A 22,309-nucleotide genomic window follows, 5' to 3' on the forward strand; every position below is an offset into this window, starting at 1 on the left:
GTATAAAATCAAGGATAAAACTCTTACCAGATTTAAAGCAGAACTGTAAAAGTACTACCTTTTGGATAGTTATCTTCAACAATAATTCTGCCATGATGTGCATCGATCGCCATTTTGCAGAAAGCTAATCCTAATCCGATTTGTGACACTTGTGGGTTAACAGTTCCAATTTCATACTTTTCAAAAATGCTTTGCCGCAAGCTTTCAGGAATTCCCGAACCAGAATCAGCAACTTGTATTTTCGTACCTCCTGCTGCTAAATTTTCTGCCCGCAAGATGACTTGAGAATTGGAGGGTGAAAACTTAATGGCATTGGATAGCAAATTATCTAAAACTCGGCGAAAGATAGCTGCATCTACTTTCACGGTATCGCCTGGTTTGGGTAATTCACTGATGAGAGTGAGATTTTTTTGATCTGCGATCGCTTCAACATCCGCTAAGGCTGAAATACACAGCCCGCAAAGGTCTACTTCTGTATAATTGAGAACCATTTTGCCGGATTCTAATTTTGCCATGATCAACAAACTATTAATCAAGGATTGCAACTGTTGACAGGCGATCGCAATTTGTTCAATTTTCTGCTGCTGTTTTTGAAAAGACAAACCAGGAAATCGCAGAATCTCAGTTGATAGGACAATACTAGTGAGAGGATTTCGCAAATCATGGACGATGGTGTTAACCATATCTTCTCGTAGTTTGAGTAAAGCTTGGAGGTTATCATACTGTTGCTTAATCCGCAACATCGAATTCACCCTAGCGCGTAACTCTAAACTGTTGATGGGCTTACTAATGAAGTCATCTGCACCTGCGCCCAAACACCGAGCCAGATCTTCTTTGGCAGTTAACGCTGTCACCATGACGACGGGAACTGTTTGCCATTGCGGATCGGCTTTGATGCGCCGACATACTTCCATCCCATCCAAATCGGGCATCATTACATCGAGCAAAATCACATCGGGCTGAAAACTACTGAGGCGAGTTAGGGCTTGTTGACCGCTAGGAGCATAGTGTAATTGATATCCTTCCCCATCTAGTAATGTTTCAATAACATCAAAATTATCTGGTTCATCATCAATTACTAAAATAGAGGGTTGAGTGTCCATTAAGAATTTCCACTATTTTCCTAAAAGTTGTTGAATTGTGGCAGTAAGCTGTTTGAGTTTTACGGGTTTAGTCAAATATTCGTTGGCTCCGGCTGCTAAACAACTTTCGCGATCGCCGGGCATGGCTAGGGCTGTGAGGGCAATAATTGGCACATCAGTAAATTGGCGATCGCCACGGATGCGGCGTATCGCTTCTAGTCCGTCCATTTCTGGCATTTGAATGTCCATAACAATTAAGTTGGGTTTTTGACTTGCAGTCAGTTCAATGGCTTGTTGTCCATTGTTTGCCAAAATTAAACGATATCCTCGACTTTCAAGATAGCCACACATTGTATCAATGTTTGCCTGATTGTCTTCTGCCAGTAAAATTACGGGAAATGCCATCGGTGACGGTAGGATCGCATCTGCTAAATGAGAACGGTTAGGATATTGCAGTTTTTCTAAAGTTGCCCGAAACTGAGCGCGAGAAATTGGTTTAACCAAATATTCAGCAGCTCCGTAAGCAAATCCTTTGGTACGTTCGTCTAGCACGGAAGTGATGATAATAGGAATTTCTTTGGTTTGTGGGTTTGTTCTCAGTTGAGCGAGTATGTCCCAACCCGATAAGTCAGGCAATTGTAGATCCAGGACAATCAAAGCTGGTTTCAGACATAGGACTTGCTCTACAGCTCCTTCACCTTTTGAATAGACAACAGGTTGCATTTTCATTTCGCTCAAGTAGCGAGTAATTTGTTCAGACGCCGGAACTGAGTCTTCAATCACCAGAACCTGAGCATTTTCGGCAAGAAACTGATAACTAGGCAATGGATTTTTGACGACGGTTGTGGAAACACCATCGCTGGTACGGTAGGGAATCTGCACTGTAAAACAACTACCCACTCCAACTTCACTGCTAACCAAGACCGTTCCTCCATGCAGAACAGCAATCCGTTGTACTAGTGCTAGTCCTAAACCGGTGCCACTGTACTGACGATTCAGGCTACTGTCAAGCTGGATAAAAGGCTCAAACAACTTGCCAATGTCCTCAGCAGCAATGCCGATGCCGGTATCAGTGACAGACAAGCAAAGGAGGGATGGGGAAGAAGACGCGGGGAGGAGGGGACGCGGGGACGCGGAGAGTGTTTGTAATAAATTCCCTGTGTTTGCGTGTTTCCGGTTCTCCCTGTCTTCTTTCCCCGCGTCCCCGTGTCTTTGCGTCCCTGCGTCCTCTTCCCCTGCTTCCAACCAGACTTTTAGAGAGACAGACCCTTGTTCTGGTGTGAATTTGATGGCGTTGCTCAGTAGGTTGATTAGTACTTGACGTAAACGGCGATCGTCTACTTGGATGGTGCTGAGGTTGGTGGCGATGTGAGTATTCAGGCGAATATTTTTTTTCAATGCCATGTGTTTGACGAAGGCGAGGCTGGCATCACACAGGGTTTTCACTGGAACGTCACTCAGCTGTAATTCCAGTTTGCCAGATTCAATTTTAGACAAGTCTAAGATGTCGTTGATCAGTTCTAGCAGATGTCTGCCGCTACGCTCAATGGTGGCGATCGCTTTTGCTTGCCGTTGATTAATCGAACCGAACACGCCTTCTACCAAGCCTTCTGACATGCCTAAAATTGCATTCAGTGGGGTTCGCAGTTCATGGCTCATGTTGGCAAGGAATTCGTCTTTGAGGCGAGTGGCGCGAGCTAGCTCGACGTTGGCGTTGGCAAGTTGCTCATTGGTTTGCCGCAGTTGGACTTCGGTTTGTTTGCGATCTGTAATGTCTTCGTGGGATACCAAGATACCAATCACGTCGCCTGCACTATTGGTAAGGGGAACTTTATTTGTTCGCACCCAGAGTTCCTCGCCATTAGGCCCTTCCAATGGCTCTTCATAGCCTAGCTTTGGGGTTCTAGTATTCATCACTCTGGCGTCATCTGTAGAGTAGAGATGTGCCCACTTTGCCCAAGGTAATTCAAAGTCGGTCTTGCCGATGATGGCATCGGGGTCTATTTGAGAATCGCGAGCAAATGCCGGATTGCAGCCGAGAAACCGCGACTGGCGGTCTTTCCAGAAGACACGTTGGGGAAATGTGTCCAGTACCGTTTGCAGCATTTTGCGTGATTTTTCTAGTTCTTGCTCGGCTTGTTTGCGATCGCTAATATCAAATAGGGTGGCGCGGTTGTAAAGATACCTGCCATCGGCATCTCTGACGGCAGTGGCACTGATTAATACTGGCAAAATTGTGCCATCTTTACAAACCATTTCATACTCCAAATCTTTTACCCAGCCTCGTTCTTGGAAGCGGTTATAGTTAACCCAGAAGGCCAAGCAACTGGCTTCTGTGAAAAAATTCACTAAGGGTTTGCCAATCATTTCTTCACGGGTATAGCCCAACAATTGCAGTTCTGTCTCGTTCACCTTGATAAATCGGCCATCGCTATCCAGGGAATGGTAGCCACAGGGAGCATTATTGTATAAATCTTCGACTTCACTGGCATATTTCGCCAGTGCCTCTTGTACCTGTTTGCGATCGCTAATATCAGTTACCCGGACTAAATTCATGGTGCGTCCGGCGACAGTAATCGGCTTGGCTGCAATGTTCCCCCAAAAAATCTTGCCGCGAAGAGTCACATATTCAATTTCCCGACTCCAAACACCTTTGGTTTGCATATCTGCGACGATGGCATCCGTTTCGCTGGCAGTGAATGGATGATGTTGGAGTGTCTGTCCATCTATTTCGAGTAATTCGGCTTTGTCAGCGGCCTCAAACAGTTCTACTGCTTGCCGATTACAATCTAGAGTCAGCAGCGTTTGAGGATCGACCAGAAAAATCGCATCGGCTGATTCGTTAAAAATTGCTTCCAGCAAATCCCTGTTGCGAATAAGTTCCTGTTCTGCTTGTTTACGTTCGCTAATATCAAAGTTAACCCCAATCATCCGCACAGGTTCGGCCTGTTGGTTACGCTTGATAATACCGTAGCCTTTGAGGAAACGAATTTCTCCACTGGGTTCAATGATACGAAACTCGACATTATATTCTTGTTTACCTTGGAGAACTTGCTCAGTGACTTCCAGGATATAAGAGCGATCGTCTGGGTGGATGCAGTTTAACCAGGCATCAAAAGAACTGTTAAAATCCCTATTACTTAATCCGTAAAGTTCGTACATTCGCTCATCCCAAATCTGTTTGTTTTGGGCGAAATCATATTCCCAAATGCCGAACCCTCCAGATCTTATTGCTAGGGTTAGCCGTTCAGAAATGTGATGCAGCTGTTCTTCGGTTCGTTTGCGATCGCTGATATCCGTAAGTGTACCGACGTAGCCGATAAGATCGCCACTAGTGTTGATTTCGGGTAACACCTGGACATAAAACCAATTAATGGTACCATCCGGTCGCACATGCCTACCCTCGCTTTCATAAAATTCTGTGGGATTAACACGTCCTTGCTGAAATTTGAGAGACCATTCTAGTCCCAGGCGATGACGGTCTTCTGGGTGTAGCGCTTCTAACCACCCCATACCCAATGCCGCTTGTGTTGGCCTCAGAGTCATCTGACTCCAGCGATCGTTAACATAGATACATTGACCAACAGCATTAAGCTGGAAAATTGCCACGGGAGCGGCTTCTGTTAAGGTAGCATAGCGGCGTTCGCTCTCTAGTAGCGCTGACTCTGCTTGTTTGCGTTCGGTAATATCGGTGAGGGTGCCAATGTAGCCAATCACGGTGCCAAAGGGGTTAGTTTCCGGTAGTACTTGGATGTAGAACCAACTGATACTGCCATTGGGGTGCAGATGCCTGCCTTCGTTGCAGTATAGTCCTGTTGGCCAAAATCCTTGAGACCATTGCAACCGCAGGCGTTCGCGGTCTTCCGGGTGTATTATATTTAACCAACCCATTCCTAATGCCGCCTGTGTTGGTTTACGTGTCATCTCGCTCCAGCGATCGTTAACATAAATACATTGACCAGTAGGATCGAGGCGGAAAATTGCCACAGGGGCGGCTTCTGTCAGGGTTGCATAACGCCGTTCGCTATCTCTGAGGGCTGCTTCTACTTGTTTGCGATCGGTAATGTCTAAGATAGTGCCGACCAAGCCCACGGCTCTGCCATCTGCATCAAATATCGCTTCTCCTCTGGAAAATAAATAAAGCAATGCCCCATCTGAGCGATTTGAGCAATATTCCATCTCATAGGACTTTCCCTGTTCGATTGTTTGCTGCACCAAAACATCGTGACGAGTCCGAGTTACTAAATTCATTAACTGACGAAACTCCTCGTAGGTTGGCGTACCAGAAGCAGGATCGCGTCCAAAAATGTGAAAGACCTCTGGCGACCAGATGATTTCTTGAGTTTGTAAATTTAATTCCCAACTGCCCAAATTGGCAATTCGTTGCGCCGCCAGCAGATGCGCTTGGATCTTGCAAAGGCGTTCTTCGCTTTCACGTAAAGCTGCTGTGCGCTGTTCCACTCTGGCTTCGAGTTGTTGATTGAGTTGTTGCAATGCCTGTTCTGCAAGCACTCGCTCCGTAATATCAGCTGCAACCCCACCGACTAGGCATTGCCCGACAGTTCCCAAAAGTGGGAATTTGTAAACTAGAAAATAGCCTAGCGTACCGTCTATTCTGGGAGCTTGTTCAATCACCTCAATGGGTTGTTGAGTCTGTGCAACCTGGCGAATATTGTCCACAAACTGCTGAGCAATTTCAGGGGAATATATTTCAAAGACTGTCTTGCCGATTAAATCTTCTCTGATTTGGCTGTGAAGTTGAAATTTTTGTAGATAAGTTTGACTCAGATAAACCAACAAACCATTTTCATCAGTAATCCAAGAAGCTGTAGGACTATTATTCATGAATGCCACAAAGCGAGCTTCACTTTCGAGTAAAGCAGCTTGTATTTGTTTGCGTTCTGCTAATTCTGCCTGTAGCTGCTCATAGGCATTTGCTTGTTGAATGGCGATCGCTATTTGTACGGCAAGTCCATCTAATAAGGAAAGCTCTACCGATTCCCAGTGACGAGATGCCGAACATTGGTGGGCAATTAATAATCCCCATAATTGCTCTGCTACCAAAATCGGCACCACCAGGTTAGCTTTGACTTCAAATTTTTCCAAAAGACGCAGATGACAATTTGTTAAGCCAGCTTGGTAAACATCGTCTATTGCTCGTTTTTTTCCCTGGCGATATTCGTTTGCAGCTCTATTTTGAAGGCAGGTGTCGTGAATTTTCTTCCCCAAAGCCACAGTCCAACCATCAAGCACTGACTCCGCCACAATGATGCCGCTCATATCTGGCTGAAATTGATGAATCACTACCCTGTCTGTCAACAGAAATTGGCGCACTTGTGTTGCAGTTTGGCGTAAAATTTCTTCGAGGTTGAGCGACTGACGAATCCGCAAAGCGATCGCGGCAATAAGTTGTTGTTGTTCTTGACTTTGTTCTAGCCGCCGCCTGAGAAGAATTGGTGCAACTGCGCCATCGATTGATTGTTGGACAATTTCAGGGGTGAGCTTGCCTTTAATTAAATAATCCTGGGCACCGCTTTTGATGGCACGGGCGGCGCCCAGTTCATCTTCTTCTGTGGTCAGCAGAACGATCGCCGATTGGTTAGTACTAAATTGTTTCCTAAATTCTTGAACAAACTTTAACCCATTGCCATCAGGCAACAAAAAATCCAGCACGATGGCATCTGGTATTTCTTGCTGACACCATTTCATGGCCTCTGTCGCCGTGCCAAACTCAAAAATCCGATAATCATACAGCAACTGAGGCTGCAAACAGCGACAAATTTCCATCCGCTCTTGAGCGCAATCATCAATCAGCAGAATGGTAAGGGGAGAACCATGACTCATAGGATCAAAAATACGAACGCGATCGCGTTTAAACGCATTTCAACAAAATTGTATCTCTTTAACTATCATGTTAATAGCATGACTTATACTAAGTTATACCTCGATAGGAGTTGAGATACACAGCAGAGGAAATGCCTGAGATATTCTCATATTGCCCACATTCAAGTTACAGTATGTAATTTCAAATTGGGTATGTTTCAAAGATAGGGGGAGCAGGGGAACTAAATTCTTCCTCATCTCCCCATCCTCAATCCTCTGTGCCCCCTCTAGTTGTCTTGCATCTACTCTTGCGTGTTATGCAAGAATGCGATTCGCAATTTTACGTAAAAAGCTCTGGAGTTTTTCAGTAAATTTGCTGTTACTCAAATTCATACCCTTGGAGCTAGACGAACAGTATCAAAACCTTGGTTTGAGAGCGATATCTTTGCTCTATGCTTACCTACACAGTAGTAGTTTTTCAAATTAGCTAGATTCTACCAACTTTTTTGAATAACCAACTGACGCACTTTTCAAGTAATTCAGCTTCACCAGTTCCCTAGCTTCCCTCAAATTTCCATGAGTTATGGAGTCATAACTCAGTATTTATTCTTAAATTTTCAATAGAAATATAAGTAAATACTCTCAAATTATTCTGCAAAAAATTAGTGCTTTTCCTCGATTATTTTTTGATTTAAAAGCTGAATAATAAAGTTATTCCCAACCACAAGAAATTCCAAACTATTTGGAATGTTTGAAGATAACAGTGAAATTTATCAACTTAGTGTTACATACAAACTATGATCGAAACGCAATCGCTTAATTTATCTTTTGAAAAAATTTGGAATCAGATAGATCCAGAAATTAAAAATACTTTTGATGAAGAACAAATCAAAGCTATCAAAAAAAGCTTGACTGCTAGTAGTAAGAGTCCTCACTATTTAGATTTACGAATTTCAGTTCCAATTGCGAAATTAAGTTTTTATCTAGTTTTGTTGGGAGGTAAGGAACGTCGCTCGAAAAAGCGTTTGCAATATGAAAAAAGTTTGCATCCTTTATGGACTCCAATTAATAGTTTGTTTTTAATCGGGGCTTTGATGATTTTATCAGCTTCTATCTTAGCTATCTTTTCTGATGTACTTTCTTCAGTTAGTTATACATTTTCATCTCTTGAAGAAAACCCTACATCAATTCCCTGGATTGACAATGAATTCGACTGTCAATATACTCGTAGAACTTGGCGCGATAATAAATGTTGGGATTCCGAACATAATCCGATGTTCTGAAGCTAATTTTTACTGATAGTTAAACAAAATGTCTAGAAATAATTTAACCAAATTTTCTGCCAAAACCGAGCCTTTTGTACAACATTTTTTAGCTCGTATTCCTCCTGAAACAGCATCAAAATTTACTAATACTCAATTAACAGAATTCAAAAGAGTATTGAGTAGTAAAATTACTAAATATCATGCTGTAGACATCAGAATTTCTATTCCCTTTCTGAAACAACAATTTTATGTTGTTTTACTGATTGGTAGAAAAAAACGTTTAAATAGCCGTGCCACAAAATCAATTTTTACACCTGTTAATAATGTTGGCATCATCATAATTTTTCTGCTTTTGACAGTTACTTTAATTAGTCTGTTCGAGATTGTGAAAAAATTGCCTCACAAGGATTACTTCAACAAAATACAGGCATTACAGCAATATTTAGAAAAATAATTTTAAATTATTGCTTCGTTTAAGTTCAGGTGCTCTACTAAATAATAATTTCAAATTAATTTCTACAATACACTATGTGGTTAAGTCAATCAAATTTAAAATACTTCTAATATATTTTTTTAAATATAGGACTCTTATTTAATTTTTGAACAAAACTCCGTAACCTTTAATTTTCTATAACCCTCTTGCCTACCCAGATAGATAAGTTTATCAATTAAAGTGGACTGCTATAAATATAATATTGTGATTTTTTTTAATTATTAATTTATTACACATTTAAACTAATGTTCATTAACTCTCTCAGCTTTGAAAATTTACAGATGACTATTATTCGTCATCCTCTAATAGTTAGCCCCGAAGTTTTACTTTTGGATGTTGTGGCACTAATAAATAAACGACAAATTAGTTTTGGTCATTGGTTAAACAAAGATTACGAATCTTTGGAATATTCGCCTAAAGAAATGGACAGTATTACATCTCAAGCCGACAGTTGTGTTCTAATTATGGAAAACTCACGGTTGGTCGGTATCTTTACACAACGAGACTTAATTAAGCTGACAGCAGAAAAAAATAGTTTAGAAAATATCAGTATTCAGGAGGTGATGACAACAGACCTAGTAACTCTGAAAATAGCAGAATTTAAAGATACTTTTACTGCTTTAAATTTGCTAAAACAACATCGAATTTGCCATCTGCCAATATTAGGGGAGCAAGGAGAGGTGATTGGATTAGTCACTCCTGCAAGTTTACTTGGAGTTGCAATTCAACAAGCAAGACTCTATAATTATGCACGAGTTAAACTCGCAGAACGTCAGAGAATTGAAAGTGAACTGCGCTTAGAACGTAACTTTGTTTCTGCGGTTTTGAATGTTGCAGATGCTCTAGTTATTGTGCTGGATTGCCAGGGAAGAATTGTGCGCTTTAATCATACTTGTGAACAAACCACAGGTTACTCATTTGATGAAGTCAAAGGCAAGTTTATCTGGGATGTTCTACTATTACCTGAAAACATTGAATGTATCAAAGCTTTATTTCAAAATTTTGCATGTAAAGAATTACCTAACCGATACGAAACTGACTTAATTACTAAAGATAGCGATCGCCGCATAATTTCTTGGTCAAATAAAGTCTTACTTAATAACCATGACGAAGTTGAGTATATTGTCTGTACAGGAACTGATATTACCGAGAGCAGAAAAGTACAAGAAGAACTCCAGCAGACTCGAAATTTTTTAGCGTCGATGATTAATAATCTTCCAGTTGCGGTGTTTGTTAAAGATGCAAAACCAGACAATTTTGGGAGATTTAAATTATGGAATCAAACCTGCGAACGCATATTTGGTATCACAGCCGAACAGGCAATTGGCAAAACAGATTACGAATTTTTTCCCAAAGAACAAGCAGACTTTTTTCGCCAAAAAGACCAAGAAGCTTTTTCTAGTGGTATTCCTCAAGATATTTCCCAAGAAACTCTTGACAGCCCTAATTTTGGGCAAAGAATTTTGCATACAACAAAAGTTCCTTTGTATGACAAGAATCAACAACCCGAATACTTACTGTGTATTTCTGAGGACATTACAGAATATAAACAAGCTGAAGCTGCACTCAAAGAAAGCGAACATAAATTTCGCTTATTTACAGAAAATATTAAAAGTACATTTTGGATAAGTGATATTAAAAGAAATACTCGCCAAATTGTCTATGTAAGTCCTGCTTTTGAAGAAATTTGGGGACGTTCTACAGAAGAAGTTTATACATCATCTGATACATTTTTAGAAGCGATTCATCCAAGCGATCGCCAGCGCTTCATTACGGATACGCCAAAACGAACTGAGGGCGAATATGATGAAGAATACCGAATTATTCGGCCAGATGGAGGGATACGTTGGATTCGTAGCCGTGCCTTCCCCATCAAAAATGACGAGGGAGAAGTGTATCGCATCACCGGCATTGCTGAAGACATTACAGAACGTAAACAAGCTGAAATTGCTTTACAAAGTTTGGTAGAAAGCACAGCTTCCACCACAGGAAATGATTTTTTTCCGGCATTAGTTGAATACATTGCTTCTGCTTTAGATGTCTGTCATGTTATTGTCACTGAATTAATTGAAGGACAAGTCCATACTTTAGGATTTTGGTCTGATGGCCAGTTACAACCTAATATTTCCTATGAGCCAACTTCGACTCCTTGCGAAATTTTGCTCAAGCAAGGATATTACTACTGTGCTTCAGGAATTCAACAAATTTTTCCTATAGCTCAAAGATTGGCTGCAATGGAAGCCGAAAGTTTTATGGGAGTTATCTTGAGTGATAATTTTGGTAATGTAATTGGCTCACTATACATAGTAGATAAAAAAACCATAGCTGACCCCAACAAATTTGAGGGAATTTTAAAAGTATTTGCCGCTAGAGCATCGGCAGAACTTCAACGAAAACGCGCACAAGAAGCTTTAGAAAAACTGAATCGGAATTTAGAAGCTATAGTAGAGCAACGTACTTTAGAATTGCAAGAAAGCGAAGCAGAGCTAAGGGCTATTTTTAATCAAGCAGCTGTAGGAATTAAACTAGAAACTTTAGAAGGAAAATTTGTTAAAGTTAATCAGCAATTCTGTGAAATATTAGGTTACTCCCAAGAAGAGTTACTTAAAAAGACATATCAAGATATTACTTATTTTGAAGATATTAAATATCATCATAACAGTTTACAAAAACTTCTATCCGGAGAGGTGCAAACATTCTCAATTGAAAAGCGCTGTTTGCATAAAAATGGCAATTTAATCTGGATTAATTTGACAGTTTCTCTGATTCTGGATGTCTTTGGTCAACCGATTTATTCAATTGGTATAGTTAAAGACATACAAAATCAAAAACAAGCAGAAGAAGAATTAAAACACCAGTTGGCAGTGGTAGAAGCTGCAATTGAACGCGAACATTTAGTGAATGTCATTACTCAACGCATTCGAGAATCTTTAGATATACAAGCAACTTTAAACGTGACGGTAGCTGAAGTTCACAAGTTGCTAAAAGTCGATCGCGTGCTGATTTACCGCACTTTAACAGATGGTACGGGAAAAGTAATTGCAGAAGCATTAACACCAGGATATAAAAGTATCCTTAACGAATCTTTTCCCACTGAATGTTTTCCCAAGGAATGTTATTTGCGTTATCTCAAAGGTGAAATTTATGCTCTTTCTGACCGCAATTTGCGCGAATCTCCCAGCTGCCTAATCCAATTTATGGAGGATATGCAAATTTGTGCCAAGCTTGTGATTCCAATTATTCAGCACGGTGTGTTATGGGGCTTATTAATTGCTCATCAATGTTCGCGTCCTAGAGAATGGAAATCAGGAGAAATTGAGTTGTTACAGCAATTAGGAAATCAACTAGCGATCGCCACACAACAATCAGGACTATACGCCCAATTGCAAGTAGAATTAAATGAGCGCAAAAAAGTTGAAGAACAAATTTTTAAAGCTTTAGAAAAAGAAAAAGAACTCAGCGATTTAAAATCCCGTTTTATTTCTATGACATCCCATGAATTTCGTACTCCATTGGCTGTGATTGCTTCTTCTGCGGGAATTTTAAAAAGCTTTAGCCATAAACTAGATGAACAACAAAAACAAAGGCATCTTCAATGTATTCAAACTTATATTCAACATACTACTCAACTTTTAGATGATATCTTGCTAATTAATAAAGCTGAAGCAGGAAAATTAGTATTCAAGCCAAGTTCTTTTAATTTAGTTGATTTCTGCCAAACTTTAATAGATGAACTACAACTGAGTTCTCCTAATCATCACCTCGTCTTTTCTCCTCAATACCAAGGTAATCTATCAAACAGAAATCACTTCATCATGGACAGTCAACTCCTGCGACAAATTCTGAGCAACTTACTTTCAAATGCTGTCAAATATTCTTCAAGTGGCAGTAATATTCAAATTGATTTATTAATTCAAGATCAAATCGCAGTTTTTCTGATTAAAGATGAAGGTATTGGGATTTCAATAGAAGATCAGCAACACTTATGCGAGTCGTTCTACCGAGGTAGTAATGTTGGTAATACACCAGGCACTGGATTAGGCTTGACAATCGTGAATAAATGTGTATTCCTACATAAAGGACGAATCACCTTTGCTAGTCAAATTGGATTCGGCACAACATTTAGGGTGGAACTGCCGCTGGTTGCTAACGATACCTTCAGTTAAGGACTTCCAACTAAAACAAATATTCCATCCCTGCGGGACGCTACGCGAACGCGTTTAGGGTAGGGGGGAGGAACCAGAAATTCGGATATAAGAATTATTCACTGCAAGTTTACAAAAAATTGCTATAGGGAAATCTAATATGTTATCGATAAATAATTTTGGGAAAAATAAACTATCAGAACTCCATCAACAAAATGAGTATTTAAGTAAAAGTATGAATAAAAAAATATTAGTAATTGAAGATGAAATCCAAGTTTGCTCAAATATTGAACAGATTTTAACTTTGTCAGATTTTAATATTATTACTGCAAACAATGGTTTAGAGGGATTACGGCTTGCGAAAGCAGAAAAGCCAGACTTGATCTGTTGCGATATTATGATGCCAGAATTGGATGGCTACAGCGTGCTAGAAAGCTTACGTAAAGACGTAGAAACTGAGTCAATACCAGTAATTTTTTTGACTGCAAAAGTAGAGCGTACTGACCTCCGTCAAGCTATGGAGTTGGGAGCCGATGATTACATCACAAAACCTTTTTTACCGGAAGAACTCATCAAGGCAATTGAGATTAGATTGGCGCGGATAGAAAAACCAGATTTAATTAGACAACAGTACGAACAAGAGCGTCAACAAAATATCAAGCTGAAGCAACAAATACAAGCAAGTTCACAAAAGCTTGAGGAGAGTCAACAACTAGCAGACATGCATAATGAGGTTTTACAAAAACTTTTACAAGACTTGGGTAATCCTCTTTCTAATATTAATATGGCAATCCACATGCTCAAGCAAACTCAATCAAATTCCGAGCGCGATCGCTACTTGGCTATATTACAGCAAGAATGCTCTAGGGAAATCGAGCTTTTAAATGAAATCAAGAATTTACAAGTATTACTTACACCAGAAAATGCCAAGATTCTGCAAAAATTCAATTTACTCAACCATCACAAGTAAAAGAAGCATTTTGCAGTATTAAACTATGAGACAATTACCAATTTTAAATATAAATAGGATTGAAATATTATAGTAGATGAACACCATTTTAATCATAGAAGATGAAGAACAAATTCGGGAAAATATTGAAGAGATATTACAACTTTCTGACTTTAAAACTTTGATGGCGTCAAATGGTAAAATTGGATTAGAAATTGCTAAAACAAAATTACCTGATTTGATTATCTGCGACATCATGATGCCAGAGTTAGACGGCTATAGTGTACTGGCTGCTCTGCGTAAAAATGAAGCAACAATGAATATTCCTTTGATATTTGTCACAGCTAAAGCTGAACGTTCAGATTTTCGTCAGGGTATGGAAATTGGAGCCGATGATTATTTAACAAAACCATTTACAACAGAAGAATTATTAAAAGCGATCGCTACTCGTCTGCATAAACAATCTGTAGTTCAACGTCAATCTCAAGCTAAGCTAGATGAACTCAGAATTAATATTGCTCATTCATTGCCTCATGAACTCAATACTCCTTTAAACGGGATTCTGGGAATGTCACAGTTGTTAGTTGAAAATTGTAGCATGATGCGTGAATCTGAAGAAATCGAAATTGCAGAGTTAATTTACACCTCAGCTAACCGACTAAATCGATTAACTCAACGCTTTTTACTCTACTCTAATCTAGAACTAATCACACGAGATAGCGAAAAAATTCGAGAACTTCAAGATACTTCAGAACGATGTGTTACTAAAACAGTTATTAGTGATGTTTGTCTTCAAAGAGCTAGAGAATTTTCTCGAACCAAAGATCTAACTCTAGAACTTACAGAATCAATTGTGCAAATGCCAGAAGATAAATTTAGTATTGTAATTGAAGAATTAATAGAGAATGCTTTTAAATTTTCCTTACCTGGTAGCCAAGTGAGAGTTATTAGCAATGTCGATCGTAATAAATTTAGTTTACATTTAGTTGATAATGGTAAAGGAATGCAAATTCAAGAAATTGAAAGAATTGGAGCATTTATTCAATTTAATCGCAAGTTACACGAACAACAAGGCTCTGGACTGGGGCTGAGTATTGTTCAGCACATAATCAAATTATATGGTGGGGAATTGATAATCAATAGTATTCCCGAACAACAAACTATTGTCAGCGTTATTTTACCTTACCAAATTAGCTAAAAATAAAAAGGTAAGATAATAATTCCGGAATCAAGAATCTGAATGTAAAATGATTAAAAAATAAAAGTACTATAGCTTCTTAGTTTTATTTAAATTATTAAGCTTGCTTCTCAAAGTTTTATTAATTTTAATTTATATATTGTGAATTATTAAATAACAATACAAAACATAAAAATATAAAATAAATTGTCAAACTAGTAATTTTATTTGATAATTTTTACTTTATATATACAAATTCATTACCAATTCTTAAATATCACCCTTTATTCTAAGTTTTGTTGTGCATCTTAGAGTGGCTAAAATGATATTTAGAAGAATTTTTCTGGTTGCGATCGGCTTAATTTTAGCAATAGTAGTGAGCAGTTTGACGCAGTTCAAAACAATTGCCCAATCTCTCACAGATTTAGATTTAGCTGCTTATTACGCTCCAATTCACTATCAAGATACAGACAGCACTAAGTATAGTGGAGACTACATCACCAGGTTTGATTATGATAATGATTGGCGCGGAACAAATAACTGGGATAACCTTTTTCAATTTGCTTTGAATGCTCATGGTTACTATTCTGTAGTCGAAACTTGTACTCATTGGTTCATCACCTATTCTTTTTTCCATCCTCAAGATTGGACTGATATTCCCTTCGACCAAGAACACGAAAATGATTTAGAAGGTTTGCTAACAATTGTTCGTAAGGATGGTTCAACTTATGGCAAACTCGAAGGGGTTGTAACTGTATTTCATCGAGACTTTTACTCGTATACACCTGTTGGTAGCCCTTTAACAAATGGTGCAGAAAATATTGATGGAACCCTAACTACGAGTAGCTACAGTGGTTCGCAACATCCGTTGACTTCTCAAGAAGCTAAAGGTCATGGTTTAAAAGCCTGGCCTAATGCTGGCGATTTTCAAGGAGCTAGTAATGAAGATGGAATTATTTATTATCCTTCCAAAACTATCGCTGAAGTTCCTGCTTCTGGAAACGATCGCAGCGTGCAATACTTATTGTTAAATGTATTTGCCTCCAATGGAATATGGCAACATCAATTAAATGAAGCTGCATTGCCAAGTTCTTCATCTATAACTTTTGCTAGTTGGGGAACTTTTAAAGGAGATTCTAGTGGTGGGTGTGGTGCTGGGACACCTACTTGTAGTGAAAATTCAGCCAATGCACCTTGGGGTTGGGATGATTCCAATGATGGTGGAGTATATAAAGGTGAAATGGCTTTAGATCCCGCTCACTTGACAGATGTTTATTTTAATGGTTTAGGTAACTTTGATACAAGCTACATCCGTAACCAATTTATCCAAGATTTGAGAGATAGGGGATATAATTCAGCAAATCTTCCCCAAGGCTGGCCTAGTCAAATCAATCTGAATTCTCTTATTGGTAAACTCAAAAACCAATGTTTCTAAGTATAGGCAAAAGGCAAGAGGCAAAAGGCAATAAGTTTTGTTTAAGGCTTATTTATGATTGCAATAACAGTAATTTCATCTGGGCTTGGGAATTAAGTCACAATAAGAATAGGCAATCATAGAGGATGGTACTATGCTTCCCTTAACTCAAATTATTCGTAACTTCTTCCTCCGCTTGGAAGGTTTTTTATCTGTTGTTTTCAAACCTTTGTTGAATTTTGTCAAAAACTTCTTTGGCTTTTTTACCAGGGTCTTCGGATTGACTAGCTCTAATTATTTCTTGGAATCCGATGGGGCGCAAGGTATAAATAAAGAGCCGATTCAAACGGTTCAGAATACCACTGCTGAAACTCCCGCCCCCAGCCGCCGTCGTGCCAATACCAAAAAAATTGATGCTTACTATATCAATATGGCGCGTGACGTGAAAAACAACTAATCAGCTATAGGGGCGTGTAGTTGTACGCCCCTATATATTTTGTAAAATCATCTCAGTTACAAACTACTGTAATGATTTATCGAATTTCTAAATAAAAAAACATTCAACTTGTCTTGTGGGGTGGGCGTCTTGCTCGTCCGTAAGCAAGGGCAGACTTGCGCTCTACTTACCAATTACTAGTAATTTATTTCTTAGTAATTTCTAGATAAAATTGCTATATCCTTTCATTAAATCAACTCTAACTCAGTAAAAAAACGTGAATCTCCCATTAATTACTCGCGCTCAAGAACACAACGAGAAAATAGCGATTCTCGTTCCGAGAGGCTGCGCCAACGCTACAACCCAAGGAGTATTTACTTATCGAGATTTACTCTACACTTCAGGTCAAATCGCCACCAATCTTCTTGAGAATGCAGATGATTTACACGAGGAACGAGTTGCTTTTCTCATCCCGCCTGGATTTGAGTATGTAGCAACTCAATGGGGGATTTGGCGTGCAGGTGGAATAGCGGTACCTTTGTGTGTTTCCCACCCGCGACCAGAATTGGAATATGTAATTACAAATTCGGGAGCATCGATTATTGTCGCCCATCCTGATTTTGAGGATACATTGCAAGCGATCGCCAAATCACATAATTTGCGATTTATTCTCACCTCCCAAACCCTCCCATCTCATATTGCTAACCTCCCAGAAGTAGATATCACTAGACGCGCCTTAATTCTCTACACCAGCGGTACAACTGGGAAACCCAAAGGTGTGGTTACCACCCATGAAAATATTCAAGCCCAAGTCACTAGCTTGGTTACCGCTTGGGAATGGACATCAAGCGATCGCATTTTACATGTACTCCCATTACACCATATTCATGGAATTGTCAATATACTAACTTGTGCTTTATGGGCTGGGGCAGAGTGTCATATATTGAGCAAGTTTGACGCCGAAGTTGTGTGGAATCGAATTTGTGACGGTGACTTAACTTTATTTATGGCAGTACCGACAATATATGTAAAGCTGATTGCTGCTTGGGAAAATGCAAAAAGCCAACAGCAGAAAAGTATGTCAGCAGGCTGTGAAAAAATGCGCCTGATGGTTTCTGGCTCAGCAGCCTTACCAGTTCAAGTTTTACAAAAGTGGCAAACCATCAGCGGACATTTTCTGCTAGAGCGTTATGGGATGACGGAAATTGGCATGGCGCTATCAAATCCTTTACACGGCGATCGCTTACCAGGATATGTGGGAAAGCCTTTGCCTCAGGTAGAAGTGAGATTAGTGGATGAAAATGGATTAGTTCCACCAGGAACGCCAGGAGAAATCCAAGTCAAAGGCCCGACGGTATTTTTGGAATATTGGCAAAACCCCCAAGCAACCGCCAAAGCCTTCCAAGATGGCTGGTTTTGTACTGGAGATCAGGCCGTAGTTGAGAATGGCAACTACCGGATTTTGGGACGAATGAGTGTAGATATCATCAAAACCGGGGGATATAAAGTTTCAGCTTTGGAAATTGAAGAAGTGCTAAGAACGCATCCAGATATTCAGGAATGTGCAGTGGTTGGGGTTGCAGACATAGAGTGGGGCGAGCGAGTTTGTGCGGCATTAGTATTGCAAGGCTCGCAAACTTTGACATTAGAATCTCTCAGGAGTTGGGCAAAAGAACAATTGGCTGTCTATAAAGTGCCGACTCAAATTTTGATAGTTGAAGAATTACCGCGCAATGCGATGGGGAAAGTGACTAAGCCTGCGGTGGTAGAGCTATTTCGGTCATCTTTATTATCAACGCCGAGTTAGACCGGAAGTTTTAAAATTAGTATGAAAATTGTTCGAGAAGTTTCTTTGATTAGTGTTGGAAATTTTGAAGAATCAAATGATTGGTCTATCATTCGGGCTGAAATTCGTGATGCTATTTCTTTAATTGTTCATACGTACCAAAGATTACTAAAGGAACAGATGGTCGTAGATGGTCGTGCATTAGTCTAAATTTTGCTGCATGAATAGCTATGTGGAGGCGTTGCTGATTGAAAGTATGAATTAGTCTCACGCAAAGACGCAAAGGCGCAAAGATTCGTTGTTTATTAATATCAAACTTTCTTCTCTTTGCGTCCTTCTCTAACGAGACGCTGCGCGTTGGCGGAAGCCTCTCGAAGAGAAGGCGTCCTTGGCGGTTCGTTAAAAAAAAGAGTTTTGACCTTAACTGAACCGTATTGGCGTATACTCCGCTGTTTTCGGTAGACACTAAAAAAAGCCCCTATCTTTTTGCCTCATCCTTGGGAGGATTTGGCGGACACCAAAAAAGGTTTTTGCTGGAGATGCCAAGAGATTGCAAAATTCCCCGCATCACCTGTGTGCAGTACATCCAGTGTCCTAAATCGTCATACATGCGATCGGGATTAAATTCTACGTTGTAATGCAGCACATGGGGAAGGTCTAAAAATTCGTCCGAGGATTGGGGAGAAAGCAGCAGCAGGTGAAATGGCTTTCCCTGGGAATTTTTTTGCAGCTTATTGACTAAATCCATCGCACCACTGCGATCGGCAATGCCTGTGCGGACGAAAATTACTTTATCGCAGTTTTGTATTGTGTACCAAAACCTTTCTGAGCGTGCGCTGTAGCGAAGGCGCATCCGTTCGTGGACGGGAGACATATCGTTTACAGGGTCGTCTGTGTCCTCGACTTCATGGGCAAAGGATAAACTCGACCATTTACTGTGGTAGATTCTGTGTTCATCTGGATTGTAATGCAAAAAGGCAGGATTCCACATGTCATAAAAACGGTTTTCGATGATATCCGCGATGTCTGCAATCTTGGTGGTACGCGTTAAATCAAAGGGAAAGGCGGGGCCGTCATACTCCATTTTATATAGCATCATCCTGACGGCACAGCGATCGCCCAATGGCAGAATCGCAACTCGACTAATATCTGATAATTTACATTTATATTGGAACAGCACCGCTGACTTTGGTGGTGCTTTTACCCGGCTTTCCAGCCCCTTGTTGCCAATCATCATGGTACGGAAGGGAATGTCGGGATGCAGCGGATCTTCATAGACACCGGGAGGCACAGCTTTGAATGCTAGGCGAATCTCCTGCCACATGGGATGGATGTTGTACTCGTTGTCTGATTCGTTAATCACCCAGAGATGGCGTTCGTCGGCTTGTAAAATTCCCAAATGCCCGTCATAAAATAATAGATTTGAGTTATTGGGCGAAAACAGATTGAAGGCGGCGCTGTATTCTAAATCTGCACCGGGGGGGATGTCCACTGTGGTGGCGATCGCTCTATCTTCTTGGACGGCAAAGAACGGCAGTGTCTCTGGTTGAGCAGACTTGGCAATGTAGATACCAGGGAACAATCCTGCCTTGTTTTTCAGTGCAGTTTGGAGTTGTTCCCAATAGGGAGCTATGGTGTAGGTATATTGCGATGGATTGACAATCCGCAAACGCTTCTCTTCAATACAGCTAGAGACATAAAACCCTGCATTGTCAAGGTAGACGATGACTTCATTTGGCTGCTGGAAGCGTTGTTTTTCTTTTGCCAATTCGCTTTTGTCGATGGCAAACAAGTCTAGATTGATGGACTCATACATCAGGCGGTGACCGACGGTGTTGGGGTGAGCCGGATCGAAGGATATCCCATCTTTCCACCGTCCCTGACCATTATCCAATGCTGCCAACCAATCGAGTACAGGAACGCCCCAATTCAACATTCGGTTGTGTGTGTCCTTTAAGAGCCAGTGATGTTCCGGGGAATAATCGTTATTAGGATAAACTCCGCCGAGAATCGGGCGTGCGCCGATGTTCCGCGTCATTTTCACCAGCTGCTGTAAACCACTTTCAAACCGCCGCTGGATTGCCCGACGTTCGTGGGGAAGACAGTAGGCTAACCCTTCGTTACCCAAAGACAAAGCAATAATTACGATATCTGGTTTTTCTGGTATGACGACTGAGGCAAATCGATTGATTGTTCTGGTGACATTGGCCCCGACTTCGGACACGTTTGTGAGTTCATGTCCATATTTTTCCTGCAAAGCCTGTGCTAATAGCCAAGTCCAACCTCTTAGGAGCCAAGCTTTATAACCTAAGGCAACAGAACTGCCGATGACTACGATTTTCAGCTGCTGGGATTCTTCCTTTGGGGGCATCGTGGCAGTAGGTTCTTCAATAAAATATCCAAAGGGATAAGGCTGCAAATAACCGAATGCGCCATCATCCACAACAATTGTTTTGGACTGATTTTGAGGTTCAATTGGTAGCCAGCGGTTCAGTCCGAAAGCTTCCCAGCGGATACTGCCGTTGGAGTCGATACGCACATACTTATATTCAACTGTCTGGGTATTGCCTGACTCCAAAGACGGCGCAAAGTTGATTTCTGTATCTGTCCACCATAAAGGATAGCGATCGGGACTTGTACGGAGAGGGACACATTTTTTGATATCCCACAGCCCCAACTCCACAGTAGAACCTACAATACCGATGAATTCACCAGTTTGAGTAGATGCACTGATCTGGAATCGATACATAAGTTTTTCCCTGATTTAAATATTACGATACCAGATCGAAAAGCTGAATCCTGAAAACTACCTTGACAATATCATATAGAAATTTTGAGAGCAATTGTGAATTCCAAAATTCAGATGTACTATGCTCTGATTTTATTGTTACTATATTTTATCGGATATATTCAAGATATTACCATAGTTTTAGATAGTATTATCTTCGCTTTATCGCTGATGATAACTATAAAATGGTTTTTGTTTAATTAGAAGTAAAGCTATCTTTAATGAAAGGTAAAATGTGGCGATTGCCATCCAGCAGATTTCAAACCCAGTCCCCAGCTTTCAGTCACTTTATAGTTCTGGATTCTCAATTCTGCTGTATTTATTTATCATTCCGAATCAAGTCTTCCTAACAGTTCTTCACGGGATAAATTAGGTAATTCCAGTAAAACTCTAGCAAAGTAATCTGCTGGTAACTGCAAGAAACTATCGATGACTTTTGCAAAGTTTTCACCTACAGAACCAAATCTGAATTTAAACAGATTTTCCAGAAGTTGGCGTCGTTCCTGCTGTATTCCTTGCTGTACTGTGTTCCCATTGTTGATAAGCTTGCGACAAATTCATAATTAGTTCCTGGTCTTCGCCCGTGAAATTTTGTTGTTGAACTAGAACTATCCGCCAATTAGTAATCAATTTGAGAGCATTTTCTCGCAAAAGGTTGTTTTCTGGGAGTGCCAATAATTCGCTAACAGCTTGGGGTTGTGTTTCACCTTTGCCTAAAATCCTGAATCGCACGATTATTTTGTAATCACAAATACAAAACCCATTTTTTTCTAATAGGATAGCTTGTATAGATTGCCTCATGAGGCCTTCTAACAATCGCAAACTATTGTGACTCTGACTCCACGGCTCCTAAAACCTTCAGCGTTTCCCGTTGTGCTGCCGTTAAACCTGTAACACCAGTAATATTCATGCTTTCGTAGAGGCGATCGGCTCGAAGAGTTCTGATACACT

13 protein-coding genes are annotated in these 22,309 nt (G+C 40.3%); 9 read left to right on the top strand and 4 right to left on the bottom strand.

Annotation, left to right across the window (positions count from 1 at the left end; genetic code table 11):
- Window positions 1–32: 32 nt before the first annotated feature.
- Together H6H03_RS20675 and H6H03_RS40440 are read right to left on the bottom strand one after the other, a co-directional pair.
- The gene (locus tag H6H03_RS20675; RefSeq protein ID WP_190956960.1) at window positions 33–1,103 is read right to left on the bottom strand and encodes a hybrid sensor histidine kinase/response regulator; all 1,071 of its coding nucleotides are present in this window, start codon (window positions 1,101–1,103) and stop codon (window positions 33–35) included.
- Between the two features lie 12 nt (window positions 1,104–1,115).
- Window positions 1,116–6,926, bottom strand: a complete 5,811-nt coding sequence (locus H6H03_RS40440; RefSeq protein ID WP_242057934.1) for a PAS domain S-box protein — start codon at window positions 6,924–6,926, stop codon at window positions 1,116–1,118.
- Window positions 6,927–7,702: 776 nt separating this feature from the next.
- Here H6H03_RS40440 and H6H03_RS20720 point away from each other — a divergent pair.
- The 9 genes from H6H03_RS20720 (at window position 7,703) to H6H03_RS20760 (ending at window position 18,780) form a co-directional block, all read left to right on the top strand.
- A complete protein-coding gene (locus tag H6H03_RS20720; protein WP_190956961.1) occupies window positions 7,703–8,188 on the top strand; it encodes a hypothetical protein in 486 nt (161 codons plus the stop codon).
- 28 nt (window positions 8,189–8,216) lie between these two features.
- Complete coding sequence (locus H6H03_RS20725; RefSeq protein WP_190956962.1) at window positions 8,217–8,624, top strand: hypothetical protein; 408 nt, start codon at window positions 8,217–8,219, stop codon at window positions 8,622–8,624.
- A 320-nt stretch (window positions 8,625–8,944) separates the two neighbouring features.
- The gene (locus H6H03_RS20730) at window positions 8,945–12,829 is read left to right on the top strand and encodes a PAS domain S-box protein (RefSeq protein ID WP_190956963.1); all 3,885 of its coding nucleotides are present in this window, start codon (window positions 8,945–8,947) and stop codon (window positions 12,827–12,829) included.
- Window positions 12,830–13,043: 214 nt separating this feature from the next.
- Window positions 13,044–13,778: an ATP-binding response regulator gene (locus H6H03_RS20735; protein ID WP_190956964.1), complete on the top strand. Its 735-nt coding sequence runs from the start codon at window positions 13,044–13,046 to the stop codon at window positions 13,776–13,778.
- 76 nt (window positions 13,779–13,854) lie between these two features.
- Window positions 13,855–14,955: a hybrid sensor histidine kinase/response regulator gene (locus H6H03_RS20740; RefSeq protein WP_190956965.1), complete on the top strand. Its 1,101-nt coding sequence runs from the start codon at window positions 13,855–13,857 to the stop codon at window positions 14,953–14,955.
- 301 nt (window positions 14,956–15,256) lie between these two features.
- Window positions 15,257–16,369, top strand: coding sequence for a hypothetical protein (locus H6H03_RS20745; RefSeq protein ID WP_190956966.1), 1,113 nt, complete (start codon window positions 15,257–15,259; stop codon window positions 16,367–16,369).
- 133 nt (window positions 16,370–16,502) lie between these two features.
- Window positions 16,503–16,805: a threonine dehydratase gene (locus H6H03_RS20750; RefSeq protein WP_190956967.1), complete on the top strand. Its 303-nt coding sequence runs from the start codon at window positions 16,503–16,505 to the stop codon at window positions 16,803–16,805.
- A gap of 256 nt (window positions 16,806–17,061) precedes the next feature.
- Window positions 17,062–18,591, top strand: coding sequence for an acyl-CoA synthetase (locus H6H03_RS20755; RefSeq protein WP_190956968.1), 1,530 nt, complete (start codon window positions 17,062–17,064; stop codon window positions 18,589–18,591).
- Between the two features lie 21 nt (window positions 18,592–18,612).
- Entirely contained in the window at window positions 18,613–18,780 is a 168-nt protein-coding gene (locus H6H03_RS20760) for a hypothetical protein (protein ID WP_242057935.1), read from the top strand.
- Between the two features lie 268 nt (window positions 18,781–19,048).
- On the opposite strand, the gene H6H03_RS20765 is transcribed toward H6H03_RS20760, so the two are convergent.
- Together H6H03_RS20765 and H6H03_RS20770 are read right to left on the bottom strand one after the other, a co-directional pair.
- A complete protein-coding gene (locus H6H03_RS20765; protein WP_190956969.1) occupies window positions 19,049–21,319 on the bottom strand; it encodes a DUF1796 family putative cysteine peptidase in 2,271 nt (756 codons plus the stop codon).
- 510 nt (window positions 21,320–21,829) lie between these two features.
- The gene (locus H6H03_RS20770) at window positions 21,830–22,159 is read right to left on the bottom strand and encodes a hypothetical protein (protein ID WP_199339014.1); all 330 of its coding nucleotides are present in this window, start codon (window positions 22,157–22,159) and stop codon (window positions 21,830–21,832) included.
- Window positions 22,160–22,309: the final 150 nt, after the last annotated feature.

The sequence above is a fragment of the Nostoc paludosum FACHB-159 genome, assembly GCF_014698835.1.
GTDB lineage: Bacteria > Cyanobacteriota > Cyanobacteriia > Cyanobacteriales > Nostocaceae > Nostoc > Nostoc paludosum.